The sequence below is a fragment of the Sphingomonas sp. MMS12-HWE2-04 genome (assembly GCF_044881185.1).
GTDB lineage: Bacteria > Pseudomonadota > Alphaproteobacteria > Sphingomonadales > Sphingomonadaceae > Sphingomonas.
In genome coordinates this window covers 4,041,641-4,066,240 of sequence record NZ_CP173254.1, presented here as the reverse complement: position 1 = coordinate 4,066,240, position 24,600 = coordinate 4,041,641, and the positions used below count along the sequence as shown (strand labels likewise).

General features: G+C 67.7%; 23 protein-coding genes. 8 read left to right on the top strand and 15 right to left on the bottom strand.

What is annotated here, in order from left to right; translation table 11 throughout:
- Positions 1-116 precede the first annotated feature (116 nt).
- The 3 genes from AB2M62_RS19380 to AB2M62_RS19370 are packed head-to-tail and all read left to right on the top strand — an operon-like array spanning position 117 to position 2,945.
- Positions 117-1,067, top strand: coding sequence for an isoaspartyl peptidase/L-asparaginase family protein (locus AB2M62_RS19380; RefSeq protein WP_404340046.1), 951 nt, complete (start codon positions 117-119; stop codon positions 1,065-1,067).
- Positions 1,064-2,068, top strand: coding sequence for a DUF6624 domain-containing protein (locus AB2M62_RS19375; RefSeq protein ID WP_404336473.1), 1,005 nt, complete (start codon positions 1,064-1,066; stop codon positions 2,066-2,068). Before AB2M62_RS19380 ends, AB2M62_RS19375 begins: the two co-directional genes overlap by 4 nt.
- Positions 2,069-2,108: 40 nt before the next feature.
- Positions 2,109-2,945, top strand: coding sequence for a S1/P1 nuclease (locus AB2M62_RS19370; RefSeq protein WP_404336472.1), 837 nt, complete (start codon positions 2,109-2,111; stop codon positions 2,943-2,945).
- On the opposite strand, the gene AB2M62_RS19365 is transcribed toward AB2M62_RS19370, so the two are convergent.
- Positions 2,926-3,588, bottom strand: a complete 663-nt coding sequence (locus AB2M62_RS19365) for a YoaK family protein (RefSeq protein WP_404336470.1) — start codon at positions 3,586-3,588, stop codon at positions 2,926-2,928. The two genes, AB2M62_RS19370 and AB2M62_RS19365, sit on opposite strands and share 20 nt — an antisense overlap.
- Before the next feature lie 109 nt (positions 3,589-3,697).
- On the opposite strand from AB2M62_RS19365, the gene AB2M62_RS19360 reads away from it, so the two are divergent.
- Positions 3,698-4,330 (top strand): trimeric intracellular cation channel family protein, encoded by a 633-nt coding sequence (locus AB2M62_RS19360; protein ID WP_404336468.1) that lies wholly within the window; start codon positions 3,698-3,700, stop codon positions 4,328-4,330.
- A 3-nt stretch (positions 4,331-4,333) separates the two neighbouring features.
- On the opposite strand, the gene AB2M62_RS19355 is transcribed toward AB2M62_RS19360, so the two are convergent.
- From AB2M62_RS19355 to hflK, 5 genes are all read right to left on the bottom strand, one after another.
- Positions 4,334-6,358 (bottom strand): OPT family oligopeptide transporter, encoded by a 2,025-nt coding sequence (locus AB2M62_RS19355; protein WP_404336466.1) that lies wholly within the window; start codon positions 6,356-6,358, stop codon positions 4,334-4,336.
- A gap of 315 nt (positions 6,359-6,673) precedes the next feature.
- The gene (locus tag AB2M62_RS19350; protein WP_404336464.1) at positions 6,674-8,281 is read right to left on the bottom strand and encodes a helicase HerA-like domain-containing protein; all 1,608 of its coding nucleotides are present in this window, start codon (positions 8,279-8,281) and stop codon (positions 6,674-6,676) included.
- A 151-nt stretch (positions 8,282-8,432) separates the two neighbouring features.
- Positions 8,433-9,947, bottom strand: a complete 1,515-nt coding sequence (locus tag AB2M62_RS19345) for a Do family serine endopeptidase (RefSeq protein ID WP_404336462.1) — start codon at positions 9,945-9,947, stop codon at positions 8,433-8,435.
- A 94-nt stretch (positions 9,948-10,041) separates the two neighbouring features.
- Positions 10,042-10,899, bottom strand: a complete 858-nt coding sequence (gene hflC, locus AB2M62_RS19340; protein WP_404336460.1) for a protease modulator HflC — start codon at positions 10,897-10,899, stop codon at positions 10,042-10,044.
- Entirely contained in the window at positions 10,896-12,035 is a 1,140-nt protein-coding gene (gene hflK / locus AB2M62_RS19335; RefSeq protein ID WP_404336458.1) for a protease modulator HflK, read from the bottom strand. Before hflK ends, hflC begins: the two co-directional genes overlap by 4 nt.
- 266 nt (positions 12,036-12,301) lie before the next feature.
- Between hflK and AB2M62_RS19330 the strand changes: the two genes are divergently transcribed.
- On the top strand, positions 12,302-13,063 hold the full coding sequence (locus tag AB2M62_RS19330; RefSeq protein ID WP_404340044.1) for an Mrp/NBP35 family ATP-binding protein: 762 nt from the start codon (positions 12,302-12,304) through the stop codon (positions 13,061-13,063).
- Positions 13,064-13,067: 4 nt separating this feature from the next.
- Positions 13,068-13,496, top strand: a complete 429-nt coding sequence (locus AB2M62_RS19325) for a CoA-binding protein (protein ID WP_404336456.1) — start codon at positions 13,068-13,070, stop codon at positions 13,494-13,496.
- 3 nt (positions 13,497-13,499) lie between these two features.
- On the opposite strand, the gene AB2M62_RS19320 is transcribed toward AB2M62_RS19325, so the two are convergent.
- The 5 genes from AB2M62_RS19320 to AB2M62_RS19300 form a co-directional block, all read right to left on the bottom strand.
- Positions 13,500-14,384, bottom strand: coding sequence for a class V aminotransferase (locus tag AB2M62_RS19320; protein ID WP_404336454.1), 885 nt, complete (start codon positions 14,382-14,384; stop codon positions 13,500-13,502).
- Positions 14,385-14,609: 225 nt separating this feature from the next.
- Positions 14,610-15,374 carry a tryptophan 2,3-dioxygenase gene (locus tag AB2M62_RS19315; protein WP_404336452.1) on the bottom strand — a complete coding sequence of 255 codons (765 nt, stop codon included), beginning with the start codon at positions 15,372-15,374 and terminating at the stop codon, positions 14,610-14,612.
- Positions 15,375-15,416: 42 nt separating this feature from the next.
- Complete coding sequence (locus AB2M62_RS19310; protein WP_404336450.1) at positions 15,417-16,094, bottom strand: DUF6891 domain-containing protein; 678 nt, start codon at positions 16,092-16,094, stop codon at positions 15,417-15,419.
- A 24-nt stretch (positions 16,095-16,118) separates the two neighbouring features.
- A complete protein-coding gene (gene dapD, locus AB2M62_RS19305; RefSeq protein WP_404336448.1) occupies positions 16,119-16,925 on the bottom strand; it encodes a 2,3,4,5-tetrahydropyridine-2,6-dicarboxylate N-succinyltransferase in 807 nt (268 codons plus the stop codon).
- Between the two features lies 1 nt (position 16,926).
- Positions 16,927-17,589 (bottom strand): pyrimidine 5'-nucleotidase, encoded by a 663-nt coding sequence (locus tag AB2M62_RS19300; RefSeq protein ID WP_404336446.1) that lies wholly within the window; start codon positions 17,587-17,589, stop codon positions 16,927-16,929.
- Positions 17,590-17,712: 123 nt separating this feature from the next.
- Between AB2M62_RS19300 and AB2M62_RS19295 the strand changes: the two genes are divergently transcribed.
- Both AB2M62_RS19295 and AB2M62_RS19290 read left to right on the top strand, forming a co-directional pair.
- The gene (locus tag AB2M62_RS19295) at positions 17,713-20,055 is read left to right on the top strand and encodes a S8 family peptidase (RefSeq protein ID WP_404336444.1); all 2,343 of its coding nucleotides are present in this window, start codon (positions 17,713-17,715) and stop codon (positions 20,053-20,055) included.
- Between the two features lie 68 nt (positions 20,056-20,123).
- Entirely contained in the window at positions 20,124-21,110 is a 987-nt protein-coding gene (locus tag AB2M62_RS19290) for an LLM class flavin-dependent oxidoreductase (RefSeq protein WP_404336442.1), read from the top strand.
- A 46-nt stretch (positions 21,111-21,156) separates the two neighbouring features.
- Here AB2M62_RS19290 and AB2M62_RS19285 read toward each other — a convergent pair whose 3' ends face one another.
- From AB2M62_RS19285 to AB2M62_RS19270, 4 genes are all read right to left on the bottom strand, one after another.
- Positions 21,157-21,720: a hypothetical protein gene (locus tag AB2M62_RS19285; protein ID WP_404336440.1), complete on the bottom strand. Its 564-nt coding sequence runs from the start codon at positions 21,718-21,720 to the stop codon at positions 21,157-21,159.
- Between the two features lie 184 nt (positions 21,721-21,904).
- Positions 21,905-23,212, bottom strand: a complete 1,308-nt coding sequence (locus tag AB2M62_RS19280; RefSeq protein ID WP_404340042.1) for a sensor histidine kinase — start codon at positions 23,210-23,212, stop codon at positions 21,905-21,907.
- Positions 23,213-23,504: 292 nt separating this feature from the next.
- Complete coding sequence (locus AB2M62_RS19275; protein WP_404336438.1) at positions 23,505-24,173, bottom strand: response regulator; 669 nt, start codon at positions 24,171-24,173, stop codon at positions 23,505-23,507.
- 40 nt (positions 24,174-24,213) lie between these two features.
- Entirely contained in the window at positions 24,214-24,558 is a 345-nt protein-coding gene (locus AB2M62_RS19270) for a hypothetical protein (protein ID WP_404336436.1), read from the bottom strand.
- Positions 24,559-24,600 lie beyond the last annotated feature (42 nt).

The window sequence follows — 24,600 nt, the reverse complement described above, 5'->3', positions numbered from 1 at the left end:
TCACTACGGATTTGACCCAGCGTCGGCTGGCACGCGGTCGGCGTTCTGCTAGCAATGGCGCATCTTTCCGGAGTGCCGCGATGCGCCGCCTGCTGATCCTGATCGGAGTCCTGTTGATGCCCCTTCCCGCCCAAGCGCAGCAAAAGCCCGAATGGACGCTAGTCATCCATGGCGGCGCCGGGATCATCGAAAAGGGCAAGGTAACCCCCGAGCAGGAAGCCGGGGTGCAGGCCGGGCTAAACGCCGCGCTCGATGCCGGATCGAAGGTGCTCGCTTCGGGCGGCAGCGCCATCGACGCGGTCCAGGCCGCGGTGCAGGTGCTCGAGGACGATCGGCACTTCAATGCCGGGCGCGGCGCGGTGTTCACCTGGGATGCCAACCATACGCTCGACGCCGCGATCATGGACGGGCGCGACCGCAATGCCGGGGCGGTCGCCAGTTCGACGACGACGCGCCACCCAGTCGCGCTGGCGCGCAAGGTGATGGAAAAGAGCCCGCATGTGCTCCTCGCCGGCGCCGGGGCCGACCAGTTCGCCCGCGAACAGGGGCTCGAGCAGGTCGATAACAGCTGGTTCGACACCGCTGAGCGCCGCAGCCAGCTCGACAAGATGAAGGCCGACGACAAGCTCGGCTGGTTCGACGTCGACTTGAAATACGGCACCGTCGGCGCCGTCGCGATGGATGCCCAGGGCCATGTCGCCGCGGCAACCTCGACCGGCGGGCTTACCGGCAAGCGCTGGGGCCGGATCGGCGATTCGCCGCTGATCGGCGCGGGTACCTATGCCGACGATCGCGCCTGTGCGGTCTCGGCGACGGGGTCGGGCGAATATTTCATCCGCGAAGGCGTCGCGCACGAAATCTGCGCCCGCGTTCGCTTCAAGGGCGAAAGCCTCAAGCTCGCCGCCGACACGGTGATGGCCGAGACCAAGGCGCTGGGCGGCACCGGCGGGGTGATCGTCACCGGCCCGAGCGGCGAGATGGCCTGGAGCTTCAACACACCGGGCATGTATCGCGGCAAGGCCTCCGCCGGCGGCGCGCGCTCGGTTGAATTCTACGGCGACCAATGATTGCTTTGCTGTCAGCGATCGTCCCGATTACGCTCGCCCAGGCCGAACCCGCGGAGCCGCCGCCTGCGATCTTGACCCCCTATATCCACGATGGCCGATTCGACCCCGGCGACTACGCGTGGATGCGCGGACGCTTCGACGATGCGACACCCGAGCAGAAGGCGGCGAACAAGGCAGTCCAGGAGTGGCTGAACCGATGTCTCGAGCGCGGCCTTGCGCAGACGCGCCGCGAACTGGCTGCGCTGGGCGTTCCAGATGCCAAAATCGAAGACGCCGATGCCCGGAATCCGGTCTGCGCTGCGGCGGCCAGCGCGCCCGCCGATCTCGATACCCGGTCGTTCGATGCCTTCTCGAGAGACGTCGCCGTCGCGCGCCCGATTGCAGACAGCTTTCTGTTCGCCGTTCGGCTGGCCGAAGAGAGCGGCCAGGCGCAGGTGCCAGGGCTCGGCCCCGCACTGGTGGCACGCACGCTTGGCGAGCAGATGCTGCGCGCCGGAGTGGGGTGGGGTGAAGGAGAAAGCGCGGATGCGCCGCCCCTTGAACCGCGGGTGAAGGCCATCGTGATGAGCCGCATCTGGGCAGCGACGGCGGCGCGAGACCGCGCCAACACTGCCTGGCTCAAAGCGAAAGTCGCCGCGCAAGGCTGGCCGACGATTTCTGCCGTCGGGCCGCCGGGTTCGAGCGCCGCCTGGCTGCTCGTCCAACATGCCGATGCCGAGCCTGCATTCCAGCTAAAGGCGCTCCGGCTGATGGAGCCGCTGGTTGCGAAGCACGAGGTCCACCCGCCAAATTTCGCTTATCTCTATGATCGGGTCATGCTGAAAATCCGCGGCGTGCAGCGCTATGGCTCGCAGGCAACGTGCAAGGATGGCAAGCGCGTTGCCCAGCCATTGGAGGATGCCGCAGCGGTCGAGGGCCTTCGCAAGGAGATGGGGATGGAGCCTATGTCGGCCTATCTTCGATCGATGGACGAGGTCTATGGCCCCTGCCCCGCGCATTGAGCAATTGAACCCGCCCCCGCGCGCGCCTAGGCGGCGATGCATGAGTCGCATCCTCCTGATCCTCGCCGCACTGATCGGCTTCGCCGCGCCCGCCCACGCCTATTGGGAATATGGCCATGAGACCGTCGCCGCGATCGCCTACCGCAACGTTACGCCCGCGGTGCGCGCCGAGATCGGCAAGCTGCTCGCCAGGCAGGCGCTGCTCGAAACGCCGACCTGCCCGGCGCGGACGATCGAGGAAGCGAGCGTCTGGGCGGACTGCGTCAAGACGCTGGGTCCGCGGTTCAGCTATGCCTATAACTGGCACTATCAGAATGTGAGCATCTGCAAGGACTTCACGCTCAAGGGTAATTGCCCCGACGGCAATTGCGTCTCGGCGCAGATCGAGCGCGACGTGAAGCTCTTGAAGGACAAGAGCGTGCCGGTGCGCGAGCGCGTGATGGCGCTTGCCTTCCTGGTCCATTTCATGGGCGACCTCCACCAGCCGCTCCACGCCGGCGACCGGGGTGACCTGGGCGGTAACCGGGCGAAATCGACCTATGGGATTTTCTCGGGCGAGAAGCTCAATCTGCACACGATCTGGGATGGCTATCTTGCCGAACGCGCCGGCACCACGCCGCCTTCGCTGATCCGCGCCTATACCGCGTCAGAGCGCGCCGCAGTGGACGGCGGCAGCGTCGAGGACTGGAGCCGCGACAGCTGGCAGGTCGCCAAGCTCGCTTATGCCAGCGCCCATGGCGGCGAGCCCTGCGGCCCCGCCGACCAGATGGGAACGCTGAGCGAAGCGGGAATTGAGAAGCTCGTCGAGCCGGCACGCGCGCAGATGATGAAGGGCGGGCTGCGCCTCGCCCGGCTGCTCAACGAGGCGCTGGGCTGAGCGCAGACCGCTCGGCGCGCGCGATCACGATCGCCAGCACCGCCGAGACAATGGCGGCAAGCCACAGCGCGCTCCATCCCCAGCGCAACTGGCTCGCCGCGCCCGATACCGCCCCGGCGACAAAGCCGAGCCACAGCGCCAGATAGGGCACCCAGGCCCAGCGATCGCCGTCGCCCATCAGCGCGGCGGCGAGCTTTTGCCCCATGCGGACGATTGTGCCGGTCATGTAGGTGAGCCCGATCGTGACTTCGCCGTCGCGCGTGAACACGCCGTTCTCGCAGCCCATTGCCATCGCCAGCAGCAGCAGCGCGATCGGCCCGGGCATTACCGTCGCGACGATCGCGGCGAGCACCAGCAGGCCGGTGACCGTTGTCATGATCATCGCCTTGTCGCGCCCGGGCGCCGCGCGCGCGATCACGCTGGCGAGGATCACCCCGCTGACGAAGCTCAGCACCAGCGCGAAGGCAGTGAGCGCGTCGCCGATGCCATCCGCGCCGAGCCCGACGCCGAGCCGTGTCGAATTGCCGCTCATGAACGATGCGTAAAAGCCCCCCAGGCTGGTGAAGGCGAGCGCGTCGACAAAGCCGGCAAGCGCGGCGAGGCCGATGGCGACGATGACGAGCGGCGATTCGGTACGGTGCATGGGCATCCCAGTAACTGGCCACGATGGAAGGCGTTCCTCATGCCCCAGCGTTTCTCGCTTCGCCAAGCGCCGTTTGACAGCCATGCCGCCCAGGCGTGAAAAGCGCGCGATGCCTGCTCCCGTCGCCGACCAGATCGGACCCATCCTGCCCTGGCTCGACTTGTTCGGGATCGCGTTGTTTGCTGCGACCGGTGCGCTCGCCGCGGCGCGGCACGCCCAAACCTTCGTGACGGCGGCGTTCTTCGCGCTGATCACCGGGGTGGGCGGCGGCACGGTGCGCGATCTGCTGATCGGCGCGCCGGTATTCTGGGTGCACGATGCCAGCGTCGCGGCTCTGTGCCTGGCCGTCGCCGCGCTGGTTTGGATGACCCCGCAGCGTTGGTGGAACGACAGCAGCTTCGACTGGCTCGATGCATTCGGGCTGGCGGCCTATGCCGCGTTCGGCGCGGCCAAGTCGCTGGGCTATGGCATCCCGCCGGTGCCCGCCGCGGTGATGGGTGTCGTCACTGCCTGTGTCGGCGGGATCATTCGTGACGTGCTGGCGGGCGAGCCGTCGATCCTGATGCGCCCCGAGCTTTACGTCACTGCGGCAGCGCTCGCCTCCAGCCTCTATGTCGGGCTAACGCTTGTCGGGCTCTCGGCGCTGCCCGCCGGGCTGATCGCCGCTGCGGCAGGCTTTGCCCTGCGCGCTGCGGCGATCGTCTGGAAGCTGGGCCTGCCGACCTATCGCGGGCGGCGCTGAGCCTCAGCGATAATTGGCGATATCGACTTCGGGCTCGGGCGCCGGAGCGGCCGGCGTCGAGGCGACCATCCGCCGCGTGAGCGCATAGGCGATGGCGATCAGCCCGAAGAACAACAGCGGGGCGATCCACATGGCCACGCTTTCGAAGCCTTCGCCCACAACGGCAAGCGGCGCATCGTTGGGCGGGATCGGCGAATTGCGATTGGCCCATGCAAGCACGCCGGCAAAGGCGACGCCAAACAGCGATTCGCCGACGATTAGCCCGGTCGCGGCGAGCACGCCCATGCGCTCGGCGAATTCGGGATTGGCCTGTCGCTTGGCCCAGCGATCGTAGAAATGGCCGATTAGCGCGCCGACCGGGATCAGCAGCGTCAGGCCCATCGGCAGATAGATGCCCATGCCGACGGCAAGCGGCGGCAGGCGCATCTTGCCCGAGCGCCCGAGCAGCTCGTCGATCGCGACGACGACCACCCCGATGATCGCGCCCAGCCCGATCAGGTTCCAGTCGAGATCGCCGCCGAGCACGCCCTTGGCGATCGACGAGATCAGCGCGGCTTGCGGCGCTGACAGTGCGTTCGGCCCGGCGCCGGGCATGCCGACGAATCCGAGCGTGTCCTTGAGCAGGTCGAGCACCACCGGAATGGCGAGCGAGCCGAACACCACGCCGAGTATCAGCGCGACCTGCTGCTTCCACGGCGTCGCGCCGACGAGCTGGCCGGTCTTGAGATCCTGGAGATTGTCGTTCGAGATCGTCGCGATCGAGAAGATGATCGCCGTGGTGAACAGCGCATAGGCGATCAGCGCGTTGGTGCGATTGGGATCGGTCTCATGGCCGAAGATCAGCACGAGCAGCAGCGAGGCACCGAGCACGGCAAGGATGCCGACGCCCGACACCGGCGAGTTCGATGCGCCGATCAGGCCGGCCATATAGCCGCAGATCGCCGCGATCATCACGCCGACGATCAGCAGATAGGCAAGCGTCCCGCCGATCACCGCGAGCGGATAATCATGCACCGGCCCGCCGGCGGAGAAGTCCCAGAGCAGCCAAGCGATCGGCGCGAGGGTGAGCAGCGTGACCAGCCCGACGATGCCGATCGGCAAGTCGCGCTCGGTGAGGTCGAGCGCCTGTCCGCCGGCGCGGGCGCGCGAGGCGGCGAGCGCCGAGCGCAGCCCCGTGACGATCGGGCCGATGATGCGCAGCAGCGACCAGATCGCGGCGACGCCGATCGTGCCGGCGCCGATGAAGCGGACCTGGCCGCGGAAGGTGCCGCCGACGATCGCGTCGACGCCCGCGGAGAAATCGGCGCCCGAGGCGAAATAGGGAACGAGGATCGTCCAGGAGATCAGCATGCCGAGGAACATCGCTGCGCCGACCGAGATGCCGACAAGGTGGCCGACGCCGATCAGCAGCATCGAATAGCTGGTCGACATGCCTGAGGCAGTGCCGCCGATCCGGAAATTCTTCGCCGCTTCGCCCGCGACGAGCTTCATCGCGGCGAGCAGGCCGAAGCCCCCGGAAAACAGCGCGCCGAGGATCAGCGTGCGAAGCCCCTTGGCATTCTCGGCATCTCCGGTGCCCGAATTCGAGCCGACCTTGAGCACTTCGGCGGCGGCGACGCCCTCGGGATAGGGCAGGTCTGATCCGGTCACCAGCGCGCGACGCAGCGGCACCGAGAACATAACGCCGAGCACGCCGCCAGTGATGCACACCGCAACGGTGGTCCAATAGGGGAAGCCCGACCACCAGCCGACCATGATCAGCCCGGGCAGCACGAACACGATCGCCGCGAGCGTGCCCGCGGCCGAGGCGATCGTCTGGACGATGTTGTTCTCGAGGATCGAGCTGCCGCGGAAGAAGCGCAGGATCGCCATCGAGACGACGGCGGCGGGGATCGAGGTCGCGAAGGTCAGGCCGACCTTGAGCCCGGCATAGACATTGGCCGCGGTGAACAGCAGCGTGATCGCGCCGCCCAGCAGGATACCCCGGAGCGTGAGCTCGGACGGGGCACGATCGGGTGCGGTGGCCATAAGGCGGGAAACTCCAGCGTCAGAAAAGAACGCCGGGGAATGACACTGCCTTCAACACCGCTCCCCCAGCGCCGGATCGCGGCACCGTGGCATCGAACGCCGCGATTGGACAGTGTTTTCGCGCGTTTCGTCCTACACGCACGGCGTCCAAATGTTGGATTTGCGGGGCTCGACGTCACTAATTGCATGCGAATCGTGAAATTCCGTTTCGCCCTCACGCAACTTCCTTGCGCCGGTTTTCCCAAGATCGTCCTACACGCCGTCAAAGAGCCAAGGGCGGTCTAGCATGGTGAGACGGGTGTAGGACAGCGGCGCTCAGCCGCGGAAAAGCCCGCCCAGCACCCCGCGGACCAGCCTAGCGCCCATGCTCTCCGAGCGGCGGCCGCGGCCGCCGAAGATTTCGCGGCCGACTTCGTTGGCTACCTGACGGCCGAGCGACGACGCCGCGGCCCGGCTGGCGCTTTCGGCGACGCGGTTCCACGGCGAGGTCGCCTGGGCACGCTCGGTGGCGATGCGCGTGCGCTCGGCCTCCTTGGCGATGCGAGCCTGGTCCTTGGCATAGGCCGCGGCGTCCCTGGCGGCATCGTCGGCGGCCTCGGCTTCGAGAGCCGCGGCGGACGCTTCATCGGCCTTGGCACGAAGCATCTCCTCGGCGGATTCGCGATCGATCGCGACGTCATATTTGGCGCCGACCGAATTGGTTTCGATCAAAACGCGGCGTTCCTCCGGCGTCAGCGGTCCGACGCGGGAGCGCGGCGCGCGGATCAGCGTGCGCTCGACCGGCGAGGGTGCACCATCGTCCTGGAGCAGCGACACCAGCGCCTCGCCGACTTTCAATTCGGTTATCGCGGTCGCGACGTCGACGCCGGGATTGGCACGGAAGGTCTCGGCGGCCGAGCGTACCGCCTTTTGATCCTTCGGCGTGAAGGCGCGCAGCGCATGCTGGACGCGATTGCCGAGCTGGCCGGCAACGTCCTCGGGAATGTCGATCGGATTCTGGGTGATGAAATAGACGCCGACACCCTTCGAGCGGATCAGCCGGACGACCTGCTCGATCTTGTCGAGCAGCGCCTGGGGCGCATCGTCGAACAGCAAATGCGCCTCGTCGAAGAAGAAGACGAGCTTGGGCTTGTCGGGATCGCCGACCTCGGGGAGCGTTTCGAACAGTTCGGAGAGCAGCCAGAGCAGGAAGCTGGCATAGAGCCGCGGCGAGGCCATCAGCTTGTCGGCGGCGAGCACGTTGACGACGCCGCGGCCCTCCTCGTCGACGCGCAGAAATTCGCGCATGTCGAGCGCGGGCTCGCCGAAGAAATGCTCGGCGCCCTGGGTACGCAGCTGGAGCAGCTGGCGCTGGATCGTGCCGACGCTGGCCTTGCTGACATTGCCGAAATTGACCGACAGCTCGCTGGCGCGTTCAGCGCAGTGCGCGAGCATCGCCTGGAGATCGTCGAGATCGAGAAGCAGCAGCCCGCCCTGGTCGGCGACGTGGAAGGCGACGTTGAGCACGCCTTCCTGGGTATCGTTCAACCCCATCAGCCGCGCGAGCAGCAGCGGTCCCATCTCGGAGACGGTGGCGCGGATTGGGTGGCCCTGCTCTCCGAACAGATCCCAGAGCTGGACCGGGGCGGCTTCGTAGCGCCAATCGGTGTCGCCGATCTCCGCGGCGCGCGCGGCGAAGGCGGCATGGGTCTTGGCGGTAGGCGAACCGGCCATCCCGATTCCGCCGAGATCGCCCTTCACGTCCGAAAGGAAGACCGGAACGCCGGCCGCCGAGAAGCTTTCGGCGAGGCCCTGGAGCGTCACGGTCTTGCCGGTGCCGGTGGCGCCCGCGATCAGCCCGTGGCGATTGGCGCGGCGGAGGACGAGAGCCTGCCGCTTTCCGTCGCCGCTCGCACCGACGAAGATGTCCGAAGCGCCGTCCATGCCACTCTCCCAAACGCTGCACGCCGAAGGATTGCTAGCCGAGGTGCCGGGCAGTTACGAGTGCCGGCATCCCTGCCCCGGCCTGTTCCGCCATCCCGGCGGATGCCGGGATGACGGAGAGGAATTGTCCTCCCTGCAACCAGGGGGACGCTCAGTCCTTGGTGCGGACCGAGACGAAAGTGGTCAGCTTCTCGCGCGTGACGAGCAGCGCGACGCGGGTACGGCCGGCGGTGGTCGCCGCGCCGACGGCGCGGGCGAGGTCGGCCGCGGTGGCGACGGGGAGGTTGTTGACGCTCTGGATCACGTCGCCGCGCTTGAGCTTCTGGCCGGCATCGGTGCGCGGATCGGCCGAAACGACGACCACACCGCGAATTGTCGAATTGACGCCGATCGAGCGCGCAATCTGCGGCGTAAGCGGCACGACGTTGAGGCCGATCGACGCGGCAGGGACGGCGGCGCCGGGCGTATCGTCTTCGTCGGGCAGGCCTTCGCTGCCGCCGTTGAGGCTGAGCGCGAGCTGGTCGTCCGACGGGCGGTTTGCCACGGTTGCCGTGAGCGCCATGCGCTTGCCGTCGCGGATCACGTCGAGCTTAGCGGGTGAGCCCGGTGCGACATTGGCGATCAGATAGGACAGGGTCTGATCGGGATTGACTTGCTTGCCGTTGACCTGAGTCACGACGTCGCCGGGACGCAGGCCCGCCTTGGCCGCAGGACCATCGGGCTCGACCCGGGCGATGATCTCGCCCTGGTTCTTCGGTAGACCGAGCGCTTCGCCGATATCCGCGTCGACCGGGCCGCCCAGGCCGATGCCGAGATAACCGCGCTTGATCGCGCCGCCCTTCATCAGCGTGTCGATCACCGGCTTGGCTTCTTCGGCCGGAATCGCGAAGCCGATGCCGACATTGCCACCGGTGGGGGACAGGATCTGCGAATTGATGCCGATCACATTGCCCTGGAGATCGAACATCGGGCCACCCGAATTGCCGCGATTGATCGAGGCGTCGGTCTGGATGAAGCGATCATAAGCGCCGCCCTGGCCGGTGACGCGGTGCGTCGCCGAGATGATGCCGGCAGTCACCGAGCCGCCCAGGCCGAACGGATTGCCGATCGCGACGACCCAATCGCCGACGCGCGACTGCTTCGAGTCGCCGAAGCGGACGAACGGCAGATTGGTGCCGTCGATCTTGAGCACGGCGAGATCCGAGGAGGGATCGCGGCCGATCAGCTTGGCTTTGAACTCGCGCTTGTCGGGCAGCGTCACGGTGATCGATTCTACCGCGGCGCCCTTCTGATCGGCGGAGATCACATGGTTGTTGGTGACGACATAGCCGTCTGCCGAGATGATGAAGCCCGAGCCGAGCGACTGCGCCTCGCGCGTCACCGGCTGGCCGCCCTGCTGCCCGCCGCCGAACATCTCGAAAGGTGTGCCGGCAAGCGGATTGGCGTTCACGGTCACGCGCTGGGTGGTCGAAATGTTGACCACCGCCGGCTGCAGCTTGGCGACCATGTCGGCAAAGCTCATCGGCGCGCCGGCCTTGGGCGCGGCAGCCTGGATCGCCCCGGGCTCGTTCTGCGCGGTCTGGGCGCCGGCAGGCTCGTGGATGGTCATCACGGCGGCAGCGCCGCTGAGGAGGAGGGCAGTCGAAAGAGCGTAGGCGTAACGCACGTGCGTGAATCCCTTCAGAAGACGGGTAAGCGTTCGGTTCGAATTCTTGCGCCGAGTTGCTGAACGGCGATTGAATATGAACGAACCGAAAGCGTCATCGTTGCCCCATGAACTCGCGCAGATAGCTGTTCTGCGGGCTCAGGATGATCTGGGTATCTCCCTTGCCTTCGCCCTGGGCGAGGAAAGTGGCGCGGTAGGACTGCATCGCACGATAGAAATCGTAGAAGGCAGGATCCTTGTTGAACGCCTGGGCATAGATTTGCGCGGCCTGCGCGCCGGCGGTGGCGCGGATGATCTGCGCCTCCTTTAAGCCCTGCGCCTTGATCGTCGCGGCTTCCTGGCGGCGCGCGGTGGCCATGCGATCGAGCGCGCTTTGCAGCGGCGACCCCGAAGGCAGCTCGGTCTGCTTGATCCGCACGTCGACGATCTCGACGCCGTACTGGCTGGCGAGGCGCTGGAGCGAGGCCTGGATATTGTCCATCACCTGGCCGCGCTCGGGGCTGAGCAGCACGGAGGAGGGGCGCTTGCCGAGCTCGTTGCGCAGCGACGAGCCGAACAGCGGCTGGAGCTGATCGCGGACGCGCTCTTCATTGCCGACGGTGACCACCATGCGCAGCGGATCGACGACGCGGAAGCGGGCATAGGCGTCGATTTCGAGCCGGAGCTGATCGGTGGAGAGCACCGGCTGGTTGGGCAAGTCGATGTCGAGCACGCGCTTGTCGACCCAGACGATGCGGTCGAGGAACGGGATGCGGAAGATCGGGCCGGCATGGGTGCGGCCGAACTGCTCGCCGGGCTGATAGGCGTTGACCGTGCGCAGCGGCTTTTCGAGCCGCAGGATCACTGCCTGCTCGGTCTCGGGGACGATCGCGATCGTGCTGGTGAACAGCACCAAAGCGATGATGAGGGCGACGGCGATGCCGATCGGGCTGCGGAGCCAGGCGCGGATCATCGCGGCGCTCCCGCCTGCGGCGCAGGTTTGGCAGCGGCGTCGTCATCGGCGCGGCGCTTGAGATCCGGAAGCGCGAGATAGGGCGTGACGCCGGGTGCCTCGACGATCGTCTTGTTGGTGCGCGACAGGATCTGCTCCATCGTCTCGTAATACATGCGGCGGCGCGTCACTTCGGGCGCGAGCTTGTACTGTTCATAGATCTTGTCGAACTCGGCCGACTCGCCCTGTGCCTGGGCCAGCACCTGCTGAGCATAGGCATTGGCGTTGTTCTTGTTGGCCTGCGCCTCCTGCTGCGCGGCGGTGACTTGCTTGAAGTCCTCGTCGACAGCCTGCGGCGCGGCGGCCTTCTGGATCGCGACGCCCTGGATGCGGATGCCCGAATGATATTCGTCGAGGATCTGCTGGATCGCCAGCTGGACCTGGCCCTCGATCCGCGAGCGGCCCTCGCCGATCGCTTCGTTGAGCGTGGTGGTGGCGATCACTGCGCGCATCGCGCTCTCGGCGGTGGCGCGCACGGTCTCGAGCGGGCGGGCGATCTGGAACTTGTAGTCGGCGGCGCTGCGAATGTCCCAGCGCACCGAATAGGCCAGATCGACGATGTTCTGGTCGCCGGTGAGCATCAGATTCTCACCGGTGGTCGGGAAATTCTCGGTGCGGATATTGCCGACATCGACGACGTCGACGAGCTGGAACGGCGCCGGGAAGGTGAGCTGCACGCCCGGCTCGAGCGTGCCGGCATAGCGACCCAGCGTCGTGACGACGCCGCGCTCGCGCGGGCCGATCGGATGGAAGCTGGTATAGATCAGCCAGACCAGCAGCAGCCCGCCGAACACCATCAGCCAGAGGCGCCCGCCCGCGGGCACACCGGGGAACCCGCCGCCGCCGCCACCGCCGCCACGCCCGCCGCGCGCGCGCTTGAGCAGCTCGTCGAGCGTACTCGCGCCGGTCGGCCGGGGCCGCTTGCCGTCAGGCGGGAACGACCATGGGTTGCGCGGGCCGCTGCCCCCGCCGCCCGAGCCGCCATTGCCCGATCCGCCGCCCTCGCCGCCGCCGCTTCCGCCGCTGCCCCAGGGGCTTTTCGGAGCCTCGTTGTGGAAAATGCCGGCCAGGCCGATCCGGTCCAATAGGTTCGCCATGTCTGCCTTTATAAGGAGCGGTACGCGGATTTACAGTGGCGGCAACGTTTTGTCGCCCTATGTCACCCCCCATGACGACGATAGCAGAGATAGAGGCGGTGCTAGCGCCGCTCGCCGCCGGCCGCGCCACGGCGCGATTCGAAGGCGGGCGCGCGAGCATCGTGCTCGACGTGACCGGGCTGGCGCCGGATGTGCGCGAGGCGATCGAGGCCGATATTCGCGGGGCGATCGGAGCGCTTGCGGGCGTCGAGGAAGTGCGCGTGCTGATGACGAGCGAGCGCAAGACCCGGCGGCTGATCGCGGTGGCGAGCGGCAAGGGCGGAGTCGGCAAGTCCACCGTCGCGGCCAATCTGGCGATCGCGCTGGCACGGCGCGGACGCAAGGTCGGGCTCGTCGATGCCGATATCTATGGCCCTTCCCAGCCGCGGCTGATGGGCGTCGAGGGCATCCGGCCGCAAGCGCGCGAGAAGGTGCTGATCCCGGTGCAGACGCGCTTCGGCGTGCCGCTGCTGTCGATGGGCGGGCTGGTCGCCGAGGGGCAGGCGATCGCCTGGCGCGGGCCGATGGCGGGCGGCGCGCTGGGCCAGATGGTCGATGCCGATTGGGGCGATGCCGAGATCCTGATCCTCGATCTGCCGCCGGGAACCGGCGACGTCCAGCTGACGATGATCCAGAAGCACAAGCCGGCCGGCGCGGTGATCGTCTCGACTCCGCAGGACCTGGCGCTGATCGACGCGCGGCGGGCGATCGACTTGTTCGTCAAGGCGCAGGTGCCGGTGATCGGGCTGATCGAGAATATGGCAGGCTATCAATGCCCGCATTGCGGCGAAGTCTCCGATCCGTTCGGGTGCGGCGGAGCCGAGGCCGCGGCGACGGCGCTGGGCATCCCGTTCCTGGGTCGAATTCCGCTCCAGATCGCGATCCGGCTGGCCTCCGACGCAGGCACCCCCCCGGCAGCAGGCACAGGAGAACCGGCGGACGCATTTGGGATCCTCGCCGAATCCGTCTACCAATGGCTAGAGAGGTAATGTCATGCCATTGACTAGCGACGAAGACATCAAGGCGCTGCTCGAAGAGACCCGCACTATCGCGATGGTCGGCGCATCCGATCGGCCCAAGCGCCCGAGCAACGGCGTTATGCTGCTGCTGCAACGCCATGGCTATCGCGTGATCCCGGTCAATCCACAGATCACCGGCGAGCATGTCCACGGCGAATTCGTGTTCCGCGACCTGGATCAGATCGGCGATCGGATCGATATGGTCGACATTTTTCGCCGGTCCGAGCTCGCCGGTGAGGCCGTCGATGCGGCGATCGCCGCCGGCGCCAAGTCGGTTTGGATGCAGCTCGGCGTCTCCGACGCGGCCGCGGCGGCGCGCGCCGAAGCGGCAGGGCTGAAAGTGGTGATGGACCGCTGCCCCGCGATCGAGATCCGCCGGCTGGGCGTCGCGCCGATCGCTTGACGCTCAGCGCCCGGCGATGTCGGCCAGCGCCTCGACCAGACGCACGACGTCGCGCGGATCCTGATACAGGCCGAAGCCGATGCGCAGCACGTCGCCGCGCACGTCGACGATGATGTCGTCGGCTTCCAGCGCGGCCTTCCAGCGCGCGGCCTCGGGGCTGCGGAACGCGACGAAGCGCGCGGGCGAACCGGGGTTGAGCAGCTCGGCCTCGAGCGGGTGTTCGGCAAGCAGCCGGTCGCGCAGCGCCGCGCTATGTGCGGCGATCTGCGCGGTGGCGAGGCCCTCGTCCGCCAGCATGTCGCGCACCGCGACGAAGCGATAGATGCCCGAAGGATCAAAGGTCGCGCCGAGGAAACGGCGCGCATCGGGCGCATAGCCGACACTGCCCGGCGGCAGCGAGAGATCGTCGAACTCGGCATACCAGCCGGTGATCTCGGGGCGCGGGCCAAAGCCGGGGGGCGCGTGGAGAAAGGCGCAGCCCTCCCCCGCCATCGCATATTTGTATCCGCCGGCAAGGTAGAAGACCCGGTCGGCGACGGCCGAGAGATCGGTCTCCATCGCCATGAAGCCGTGATAGCCGTCGATCACGACCCACGGGCCATCGGGCCGGGCGAGCGCGGCAAGTTCGGCGATACCGTCGAACACGCGCCCGGTGCCGAACTGGACATGACTGGCGAAGATCAGATCGTGCTCGCCCGAGGCGGCACGCGCGACCAGCCGCTCCATCGGGACGCGCTCGACGACCACGCTCCCCGCCTCTTCCCAACGCGCGGCCTGCCGGCGGAAGCTGTGGAACTCGCCATCGCTGGCGAGGATGCGCAGCGGGCGCCTGGGCAATGCCGAGACGATGCGGAGCAGCAATTCGTGGGTGTTGGAGGCAAAGACCACGGTAGCCGGATCGGGCAGCTTGAGCTCCGCGGCGACATGGCCCTGCGCTGCCGGCCAGATCGCCCATCACCCGCTCCCATTTGCGGTCGGCGAGGCGCGCCCCGTCCTCCCACGCGGCGAGCTGCCCGACATAGGAGGCATCGGGCCAGAGATGGTGCGAATGCGCGGCGAAATGGAGGCGATCGGGCGCCGCGGCGAGCGCGCGCTGGAACAGGCGCTTCCAGCTCATAGCTGCGTCCTGAGCGTCCATAATTCGGGAAAGGCGCGCTTGGTCAGCGTCGAGGCGAGATAGGATGCGCCAGGCGTGCCGCCGGTCCCCGGCTTCATCCCGATCACCCGGCTGACGGTGAGCACGTGTTTGTGCCGCCACGTCGCCAGCGCGTCGTCGACATCGACCAGCTTCTCGGCGAGCTGGTACAGCTCCCAATGGCGGGTCGGGTCGCGATAGACCTGCGCCCAAGCATCCTCGACCGCCTGGCTCGGCGCGTAGGGCTGCGACCAGTCGCGCGTCAGCGCTTGCGGCGGGAGATCGAAGCCGGCGCGGGCGAGCGCGGCATTGGCTTCGTCCCACAGGCTCGGTGCCGCGCCGAACTCGGTGGTGAGCGGCCCGGGCACGCCGCCACCGCGCAGGCCGAGCAGCGTCTCGACCGCGCGGAACTGGTCCGACTGGAAGCCCGAGCTGGTGCCGAGCACGTCGCGGAAGCGGCTATAGTCGCTGGGGGTCATCGTGGTGAGGACTTCCCAGCTCAGCGTCATCACGGCCTGGATGCGGCTGACCCGGGCGAGCGACTTGTACGCCTCAACCGGCTTGTCCGCACGGACCAAGTCGATCGCGAGGCGGATCTCGGCGATCGCCTGTTTGAGCCAAAGCTCCTTGGTCTGGTGGATGATGATGAACAACAGTTCGTCATGGCGGTCGGACAGCGGATGCTGGGCGGCGAGCAGGTCGTCGAGCGCGAGATAGCGCCCATAGGTCATCGGATCGGTCATCGCGCCGATCCTAAGCCGTCGGGACCGCGCGCGCCATCGCGATCAGCCAAACGGCGCGGCGACGCCTCTGCGCCGTTTCCAGTCGAGCGGAAGCGCGATGCGCTCGCTCCAGCTGCCGCCCCATGCCGGCGACAGGCCGTGCGCCTCCAGCGCCGCGACAACCTCCCCGGCAATGTCTAGCGCGGCCGCCTCACCATCCTCGCAGGCGCCGTACGCCAGGAAAATGCCATGGCCCTCGAGGGCGGCATCGGTGTCCTGGAAATGGTAGAAGGTGTAGCCCCGTGCCTGCAGCCCGTCGTTGCTCGCTTCCTCGACCTCATCCCAGATTTCGGCGGAGCCGCACGTCATGCAACAAGTGAAGTTCTGCCGGGCGATGATGCCGTCGGCTTCCAGCGCGGCAAAGGCGGCGTCGAGGCGGTCGCAATCGGTGACCGCCGGCCAGCTGGCGGCCGCTCGGGCGTGTTCGGCCAGCACTTCACGCAGGATCGCGGGCGCCTCGCGGCGGACCAGGGCGGGATCGATCTCGTCCTCGAAATAGTCGGCGATGTTGGTGAGGATCACATCCTCGTCGTCGAACCCTGCCGCGACGTCCTGGCGAAGCTTTTCGCGCAGCTGCGTCCGGGCATCCATCGCAGCTTCCGGCGCCGGCACGCTGGAGGGCGCCGCCGCGGCGTCGGTTGCAGGCCTGCGCCCGAAAAATCGTCCCAAGAAATCCTTCATCTCGGCCTCCAGCCGCCAGCCCGTTCAGTCGCGCAGCAGTTCGTTGATCCCGGTCTTGCTGCGCGTCTGCGCGTCCACCGTCTTGACGATCACCGCGCAATAGAGCCCCGGCTTGCCCGCTTCGCCCGGCAGCGTGCCGGGCACGACCACCGAGTAAGGCGGCACGGCGCCGCGATGGACTTCGCCGGTTGCGCGATCGACGATCTTGGTCGAGGCGCCGAGATAGACGCCCATCGACAGCACCGCGCCTTCGCCGACGCGGACACCCTCGGCGACTTCGGCGCGCGCGCCGATGAACGCGCCGTCGCCGATGATCACCGGATCGGCCTGGAGCGGCTCGAGCACGCCACCGATCCCGGCACCGCCCGACAAGTGGACGTTGCGGCCGATCTGCGCACAGCTGCCGACGGTGGCCCAGGTGTCGACCATCGTGCCTTCGCCGACATAGGCGCCGATATTGACGAAGCTGGGCATCAGCACCGCGCCCTTGCCGATGAACGCGCCGCGGCGGACGACGCTGCCGGGCACCGCGCGGAAGCCGGCCTCGCGGAACTGCGCGTCGTTCCAGTCGGCGAATTTGAGCGGCACCTTGTCGAACCAGCCGCCCTCCATCGGCGCATTGTCGTTGAGGCGGAACGAGAGCAGCACCGCTTTCTTGAGCCACTGGTTGACCTGCCAGCCGCCGTCGATCGGCTCGGCAACGCGCGCGGCGCCGCCGTCGAGCAGCGCGAGCGCTTCCTTGACGGCGTCGCGCACCGGACCCTGCGTGGCGAGGCCCAGATTCGCGCGGTCTTCCCAGGCGGCATCGATGGTGGTTGCGAGATCGGTCAACTCAGTCCTCCAGGATTTGGTGCAGCCACGACCCCAGGTCGCCGGCAATATAGTCGATGAAGCTGCGATCTTGATCCGCAGTCTGTTCAGAGCCGTTGTCGATCCACACCGTGGCCATGCCGATCGCCTTGGCCGGCGCAAGGTTGCGCGCCATGTCGTCGACGAACAGCGATTCGGTGGGATCGAGCCCATAGGCGTCGCACAGCCCCTGATAGGCATGCGGATCGGGCTTGGGCCGATAGGCGCTGGCATGGACGTCGTGGATCGCCTCGAACGTGTCACCCAGGCCCAGCCGATCGAGCACCTTGATCGCATAGGGCGCATCGGCATTGGTGAAGACCAGCTTGCGCCCCGGCAACCGGGCCAAGGCCTCGATCAGTGCCTCGTTGCGCTCGACCAGGCTCATGTCGATGTCGTGGACATAGTCGAGATAGTGGTGCGGGTCGGTGCCGTGATTGGCCATCAGCCCGGAAAGCGTGGTGCCATGGGCGTGGAAATAGCCTTTTTGGACGCGATGTGCCTCCTGCGCGTCGCATTCGAGCAGCTGCGCGACATATTGGCCGATCCGCGCGTCTATAAGAGCAAAGAGGTTCGCGCTCACGGGATAGAGCGTGTTGTCCAGATCGAAGATCCAGTTACGGACATGGGCTAGCTGCGCAAGCATCGCCCGGGGCTCTACGGAGTGGACGAGACCGCGGCAAGCGGGCAGGGAAACCTAGCGTTAAGCCGCGATAAACCAATGATATTTTATAGGCCATGGCTTGCGACCAGGGCGGGAGACGGTTTGATGCGGGCAGCGTTGGTTGCGCAGATGCGGCATTCGGTGGCGATCGGCGCACTCGCGACGCTTGCGGCCTGTGGCGGCGGTAGCGGCGGCGGCGGCGTGAGCCCGATTCCGGCGCCGGCCTCCGCGCCAAGCCCGACGCCGACGCCGGTCCCCACCCCCACGCCGACTCCGACCCCCAGCGTTACGTACGACACCACCGAATATCGCGCGACCGCAGGCGCGGTGTCGATGAACGCGCTCACCGCCTACACCCATGGCGGCACCGGCGCGGGCATCCGCGTCGGCGTGATCGACAGCGGCATCGACGTGCAGAGCCTCGAATTCGGCGATTGCTCGGCCGGTGTGGGCACCGGCAGCTGCCGGATCACCGCGGCGTCGCGCGATACGGCAGGCAACGCCTCGATCGACGATGTCGGCGGGCACGGCACGGCAGTGGCATTCACCATCGCCGGGCGGCGCAACGATGCCGGCACGCAGGGCGTGGCGTTCGACGCGCAGCTGATCGTCGCGCGCGCCGACTCGCCGGGCAGCTGCGCCACCACCGGCACCGATGGCGGCTGCAAGTTCAACGACAGCGCGATCGCCGCGGGGCTCGACGCCGCACGCACCGGCGGCGCGCGCGTGGTCAACATCTCGCTCGGCGGGGACGCGCCCAATGCGCAGCTGCTCCAGGCGATCGACCGCGCCACCGCGGCGGGGATCGTGATCGTCATCGCCGCGGGCAATGACGGCCCCGATGCCGCCAATCCCGATCCGTTCACCTCGGCGGCGAACAATGCGGCGGTGTCGCGCGGGCTGGTGATCATCGCCGGCTCGGTCAACGCCAGCGACACGATCTCGAACTTCTCCAATCGCGCCGGCACTAGCGCCAATGTCTATCTCACCGCCGTCGGCGAGAGCGTGCGTGCGCCCGACGCCAACAACACGCCCTATCTCTGGTCGGGCACCTCCTTCTCGGCGCCGCAGATCGCCGGCGCGGTCGCGCTGCTCGCTCAGGCGTTTCCGAACCTGACCGGCGCGCAGATCGTCCAGCTGCTCTACGCCACCGCGCGTGACGTCGGCGCCACCGGCGTCGACGCGGTCTACGGCCACGGCGTGCTCGACTTGACCCGCGCCTTCCAGCCGGTCGGCACGATGTCGCTGGCGGGATCGGGCGGCCAGACCTCGGCGAGCATCAACGCCACGCTGTCGGGCCCGATGGGCGACGCCCGGCAGGGCGCTTTGGGCGCCGTGGTACTCGATTCGTTCGACCGCGCCTTCGAGATGGATCTCGCCCGCACGATCCGCCGCGAAGGGCTCGCCCGCCGCCTTCCCGGGCTGATGGCCTCGCGCGAGCGCAGCTTTTCGGTGGGCTATAGCGACCTGCGTGTCGCCGTCTCGCTGGTGCCGACGCAGGATTCGATCCGGATCGAGCGGCTGGGCATCGGCAGCCGCGATGCCAGCGTCGCGCGGATGCTGGCCGCCAGCGTCACCGGGCGGCTGGGCAGCGGCGCGCAGTTCGCGTTCGGCGCGTCGGAGGGCGGCAACACCCTTGCCGCGCGTCTGAGCGGGCGCGACGATCCCGCCTTCCTCGTCGCGCGCGATCCGGCACATGATTCGGGGTTCGACGTCGATGTCACCGGCTCGGTCGCGGTGCGTCAGTTGCTCGGTGGCTGGGGGCTGACCCTCGCGCAGGAAAGCGGCCAGGTGCTCACCCGGCGCGACACCGAGTTCGCCAGCCTGCGCTGGCGGCCCGAACGCTATGGCTATGGCCGCACGACGATCGGGCTCGACCGGCGCTTCGGGCCGCTCCAGGCCGGGCTGTCGCTCACCCATCTCGACGAACGCGACACCGTGCTCGGCGCGCGCTTCACCGGCGGGTTCGGCGCGGCGCGGGCGGACAGCAATTTCATCGACCTGGCGCTGCGCACCGATCTGGGCGGCGGCTGGTCGCTCGGCGGATCGCTGCGCCAGGGCTGGACCCATGCGCGGCTGCGCGGCGTGGCCGGCGGCGGGCTGATCCGCACCAACGGCTTCGCCACCGATCTCGACAAGACCGGACTGTTCGGCCGCTTCGATTCGATCGGCCTGCGTGTCGCCCAGCCGCTGCGCGTGACCCGCGGCGGCATCGACATCGCACTGCCCGCGGACTGGGACTATGCCACGTCGAGCGTCAGCGCGTGGAACGTCACCCAGCTGAACCTCACGCCGCAAGGCCGCGAGATCGATTACGAACTGCGCTATGTCTGGCCGTTCGAAGGCGGCGACCTGAGCGGCAACCTGTTCCTGCGCAGCGATCCCGGGAACTACGCCGCCCTGCCCGACGACAAGGGCGCCGCGCTGCGGCTGACCCTGGGGTTCTGAGCCCGGGATAGTTTTTCTTCCTGCGGCAGCGCTGGCGGCGGCGCGGAGGCGCCCCCATCTGGCGGTCCATGACTGCTTATTCGCTGCTCGACCTCGTCCCCATCGTCCAGGGCGGGAACGCCTCCCAGGCCCTGGCCAACGCCGCCGATCTCGCCGCCCATGCCGAAAGCCTGGGCTTCACCCGCTATTGGGTTGCCGAGCATCACGGGATGGAGGGCATCGCCAGTGCCGCCACCGCAGTGGTGATCGGCCATGTCGGCGCGGCGACGTCGACGATCCGGGTTGGCGCCGGCGGGATCATGCTGCCCAACCATTCGCCGCTCCAGATCGCCGAACAATTCGGCACGCTCGACGCGCTGTTCCCGGGTCGCGTCGATCTGGGCCTGGGCCGGGCGCCGGGTTCGGACCAGCGCGTCGCGATGGCGATCCGGCGCAACCTCGATACCAATTCGAACGCCTTCCCGCAGGACGTGCTCGAGCTGCAGAGCTTCTTCGCCGACGACGGCAAGACCGGCATCCGCGCAACGCCGGGCGCGGGCGCCGACGTGACGCTGTGGATCCTCGGATCGAGCCTGTTCGGCGCGCAGCTCGCGGGGATGCTCGGCCTCCCCTATGCCTTCGCGTCGCACTTCGCGCCTGGCCTGCTCGACGAGGCGATCGACATGTATCGCCGCACCTTCAAGCCCTCAGCGGTGCTCGACAAGCCGCATCTGATGCTGGGCTTCAACGTCTTCGCCGCAGACAGCGACGCCGAGGCCGAGCTGCTCGCCAGTTCGCAGCAACAGGCGTTCGTCGCGATCCGCAGCGGCAGGGGCATCCAGCTGCCGCCGCCGGTGCCGGGCTATCGCGAAAGCCTGGGGCCGCAGGGCGCGGCGATGCTCGGCCAAGTGCTGTCGGCCAGCGCGATCGGCGGGCCCGAGCGGGTGCGCGAGCAACTCGCCGCCTTCATCGCGCGGACCGGCGCGGACGAACTGATGCTGACCAGCGCGATGTTCGACCACCAGGCGCGGCGCCGCAGCCTGACCCTCGCCGCGGAGGCGATGCGGAGCTTGTAAGGCATAACGGCGCCGGCCCCCCGACCGGCGCCGCCGCCGCCCGCCCTCAGGCGAGCGAGTCGAGGATCAGCCCGGTCGGGCTGCTTTTGCTGGCGCCGTTGCCATAGCCCGAGCTGCTTTCCTGGCTCGCGCGCAGCTTTTCGAGGAACGCCTCGAGCGCGTCGAGCTTGGTCGAGGCGGCGTCGCTGACCGTGCCCGTGCTGCTGTCGTCGCCATCGTCTTCTTCCGAATCCTCGGCCGATGCCGCCGGCGGCGGGCCGCCTGCGCCACCCGGACCACCTGGCCCGCCCGGGCCGCCGGGACCACCAGGCCCCTTGCCTTCGCCGCCTTCGGCGCCCTGCGCGAAGAAGCTCTGCAGCTCGCTCGCCTGGTCGTCGGTCAGCGCGCCGCTATCGACCTGCTGCTGGATCAGATCGTCGATCCTCGCCTTCATGTCGCCGCTGGGCTTAGTGCCGGCGAGGCTCGAATCGATCGAATTGAGCGCGGAGCCGAGTGCCTTCTGGTCGGTATCCGAAATCGCCCCGGCGGAGGCGGCTGCCGAAATCCGGTCGTTCATCTGGTTGCGCGGCGACTGCATCGCGCCCGTCATCATGGATTGGATCGTGCTCATCTGTTGACCTTTTGCTCTGGGACAGAACCCTGCGGGGCAGGCTATCCCAAAAGTTCTAAGTCTTGGTGAACACGATCCTTTTTGTTGCGACCCGAGGAGGAGACGGCAGCGCAGCCGCCGACGATCGCCAATGTGAAGACGATTCGTCGCACCCAGATTTCAGTTTGTTGCAGCGGCGAAAAGATCAGCCCGCGGCGGGCAGGCGCAGCCGCACAAGCAGCCCACCGAGATCCTCGCTCTCTTCGAGGCTGACCGTGCCGTCATAGATTTCGGCGACGTCGCGGACGATCGCTAGGCCGAGGCCAGTGCCCGGCTTGCCGCTGTCGAGCCGCACGCCGCGATCGAAGATGCGGATGCGATCGGCCTCGGGGATGCCGCGGCCGTCATCCTCGACCAGGATCTCGACGAACCCGGCCTGCGCGCCCATCGTCACGAACACGCTGCCCCCGCCATATTTGGCGGCATTCTCGACCAGATTGCCCATGATCTCGTCGAGATCCTGGCGCTCGATATGCGCGATCAGCGTCTTGGGGCCACCGACATCGATGCGGACATGCGGATAGAGCCGCGCGACGGCGCGCTCGACCGCCTCGATCGACGGCCAGATCGGCGCGCGGCTATGCGCGCTGCCGCGCCGGCCGACGGCGCGCGCGCGGGCGAGATGATGATCGACCTGGCGGCGCATCGTCCGTGCCTCGCGCACCACGGTGGCGGCGAGATCGTCGGAGCCGGCAGTGGCGGCGTTCATGATCACGGTGAGCGGGGTCTTGAGCGCATGGGCGAGGTTGCCGGCATGGCGCCGCGCCTCTTCGGCCTGGCGATCATTATGCTCGACCAGTGCGTTCAATTCCTCGACCATCGGCGCGACTTCGGCGGGCATCGTGCCTTCGATCCGCTTCGATTTGCCCGCGCGCAGCCGCTTGATCTCGCGACGCACTTTGCGCAGCGGCAGCAGCCCGTACCAGGTCTGGAGACCGACCATCACGATCAGCCCGAGCCCAAGCATCACGAAGCTGCGCACCAGCGTGCGCCGCAGCACCGCGATCTGATCGTCCAGCGCATCGCGCGACAGCGCCACCTGGAAGCGCCAGCGCACCGGCGAGCCCGGCAGCTTCAAGTCGCGCTCGGCGATCCGCAGCGTGGTCTCGGGGAATTCCTTGCTTTCGTAGAGGTGCAGATCGCGATCGTTATGGACCTGGCTGACCTTGAGCTTGCGATCCCACAGCGAGCGCGAGGGGAAGGACTCGAAGCCCTCACCACTGATCTGCCAATAGGCACCCGAATTCGGCTCGAGGAAGCGCTGGTCGGAAAGATCGCGGTTGAACACCACTTCGCCGCCGGGGCCGATCTCGGCCTGGACGATCATCGAGGTGAGCAGATAATCGAGCTGATCGTCGAAATTGCGAGTGACGGCGTCGGTGAGCACGCGATCGAGCCCATAGCCCCCGCCGACCAGCAGGATCATGATCCACGCCGTCGCGATCAGCAGCATCCGGCGGCTGACCGAGCCGGTCACCCTGACATAGGGGCGGGGCTGGGGCTCGAAGGCATCGGGATTGGAAATGTGCGGCGGAGGCGGGGGCGCGTTCCGCTTCGCGCCCGCGAAGAATTTCCACGCCACCACACCGAGGAGAAGGATACCGCCGACGAGCAAGCCCAACGACGCCCAGTCGCCGAGCCTTTGCCGCAAAATGGCCCCGAGCACGCAGATGCCAAGACCGGCCGCGGCCGCAAGCGCCAGGGATGCGCGTCTTAAAGGATTGAGCACGCGCGAGGCCGAGGCGTCAGGCGTTGGCCGGCTCCTCGAGGCTGTAGCCCAGGCCGCGGATCGTGGTGATCACGTCGGGACCCAGCTTCTTGCGGATGCGCGTGACGAACACTTCGATCGTGTTCGAATCGCGATCGAAATCCTGATCGTAGATATGCTCGATCAGCTCGGTGCGGCTGACCACCTTGCCCTTGTGATGGAGCAGATAGCTGAGCAGCTTATATTCCTGCGCGGTGAGCTTCACCGGCTCGCCGTCCTTGGTGACCTTGCCGCTGCGCGTGTCGAGGCGAATATCGCCCGCGATAAGCTCTGCGGACGCATTTCCCGAGGCGCGGCGGATCAGCGCGCGCAGCCGGGCGATCAACTCTTCGGTCTGGAAGGGCTTGGCGACATAATCATCGGCGCCGGCGTCGAGCCCCGCCACCTTGTCCGACCAGCTGTCGCGCGCGGTGAGCACCAGCACCGGCATCGTGCGGCCTTCCTTGCGCCAGCGATCGAGCACCGTGAGCCCGTCGATCTCGGGAAGGCCGAGATCGAGGATGATCGCGTCATATTGCTCGGTCGATCCCAGGAAATGCCCCTCCTCGCCATCGGTGGCGAGATCGACGGCATAGCCGGCGCCTTCGAGCGCGTTCTTGAGCTGCTGCCCGAGATTGGGTTCGTCCTCGACGATGAGAAGTCGCATCCTGTTTCCTGTTCCTCGTGCTGCGCCTGATTTGCGCGCTTCAGCTACCCGTGCGGCGGAGGATCTGGCCGCTGCGGCCATCGACATCCACCCAGATCACCGATCCATTGCGCAGGAATTTGAGTGTGTAAATGTCCGTCGCCGGATCATAATCGAAACCGAGATATTGCGCCCCGGGCATGCGGGGGATCACGCGGCGCTCGATCTCGCGGACGGGAAGATTCTGCCCCGCCTGGCGGCGCTGGCGGGCGGCATCCTGGCCGCTGTCCTGTGCCTCGGGCACGCGCGCAGCCGCCCCCGGCCCGGACGTCGGTATGGCTGCCAGGCACGCGCACAAAACGGTCTTAACCAGCATTCGCATCGGCATCGCATAGGGATTGGCCATTGAATAGCCCCTGAACACGCATGTCAGCAGGGCGTAACTTGC

Bases quoted from the DNA above. Each gene is read 5' to 3' on its own strand.
- AB2M62_RS19380 (WP_404340046.1), top strand. From the start codon at position 117: ATGCCCCTTCCCGCCCAAGCGCAGCAAAAGCCCGAATGGACGCTAGTC.
- AB2M62_RS19375 (WP_404336473.1), top strand. From the start codon at position 1,064: ATGATTGCTTTGCTGTCAGCGATCGTCCCGATTACGCTCGCCCAGGCC.
- AB2M62_RS19370 (WP_404336472.1), top strand. From the start codon at position 2,109: ATGAGTCGCATCCTCCTGATCCTCGCCGCACTGATCGGCTTCGCCGCG.
- AB2M62_RS19365 (WP_404336470.1), bottom strand. From the start codon at position 3,588: ATGCACCGTACCGAATCGCCGCTCGTCATCGTCGCCATCGGCCTCGCC.
- AB2M62_RS19360 (WP_404336468.1), top strand. From the start codon at position 3,698: ATGCCTGCTCCCGTCGCCGACCAGATCGGACCCATCCTGCCCTGGCTC.
- AB2M62_RS19355 (WP_404336466.1), bottom strand. From the start codon at position 6,358: ATGGCCACCGCACCCGATCGTGCCCCGTCCGAGCTCACGCTCCGGGGT.
- AB2M62_RS19350 (WP_404336464.1), bottom strand. From the start codon at position 8,281: ATGGACGGCGCTTCGGACATCTTCGTCGGTGCGAGCGGCGACGGAAAG.
- hflC (WP_404336460.1), bottom strand. From the start codon at position 10,899: ATGATCCGCGCCTGGCTCCGCAGCCCGATCGGCATCGCCGTCGCCCTC.
- hflK (WP_404336458.1), bottom strand. From the start codon at position 12,035: ATGGCGAACCTATTGGACCGGATCGGCCTGGCCGGCATTTTCCACAAC.
- AB2M62_RS19330 (WP_404340044.1), top strand. From the start codon at position 12,302: ATGACGAGCGAGCGCAAGACCCGGCGGCTGATCGCGGTGGCGAGCGGC.
- AB2M62_RS19325 (WP_404336456.1), top strand. From the start codon at position 13,068: ATGCCATTGACTAGCGACGAAGACATCAAGGCGCTGCTCGAAGAGACC.
- AB2M62_RS19315 (WP_404336452.1), bottom strand. From the start codon at position 15,374: ATGACCGATCCGATGACCTATGGGCGCTATCTCGCGCTCGACGACCTG.
- AB2M62_RS19310 (WP_404336450.1), bottom strand. From the start codon at position 16,094: ATGAAGGATTTCTTGGGACGATTTTTCGGGCGCAGGCCTGCAACCGAC.
- AB2M62_RS19300 (WP_404336446.1), bottom strand. From the start codon at position 17,589: ATGCTTGCGCAGCTAGCCCATGTCCGTAACTGGATCTTCGATCTGGAC.
- AB2M62_RS19295 (WP_404336444.1), top strand. From the start codon at position 17,713: ATGCGGGCAGCGTTGGTTGCGCAGATGCGGCATTCGGTGGCGATCGGC.
- AB2M62_RS19290 (WP_404336442.1), top strand. From the start codon at position 20,124: ATGACTGCTTATTCGCTGCTCGACCTCGTCCCCATCGTCCAGGGCGGG.
- AB2M62_RS19285 (WP_404336440.1), bottom strand. From the start codon at position 21,720: ATGAGCACGATCCAATCCATGATGACGGGCGCGATGCAGTCGCCGCGC.
- AB2M62_RS19280 (WP_404340042.1), bottom strand. From the start codon at position 23,212: ATGCTGCTGATCGCGACGGCGTGGATCATGATCCTGCTGGTCGGCGGG.
- AB2M62_RS19275 (WP_404336438.1), bottom strand. From the start codon at position 24,173: ATGCGACTTCTCATCGTCGAGGACGAACCCAATCTCGGGCAGCAGCTC.
- AB2M62_RS19270 (WP_404336436.1), bottom strand. From the start codon at position 24,558: ATGGCCAATCCCTATGCGATGCCGATGCGAATGCTGGTTAAGACCGTT.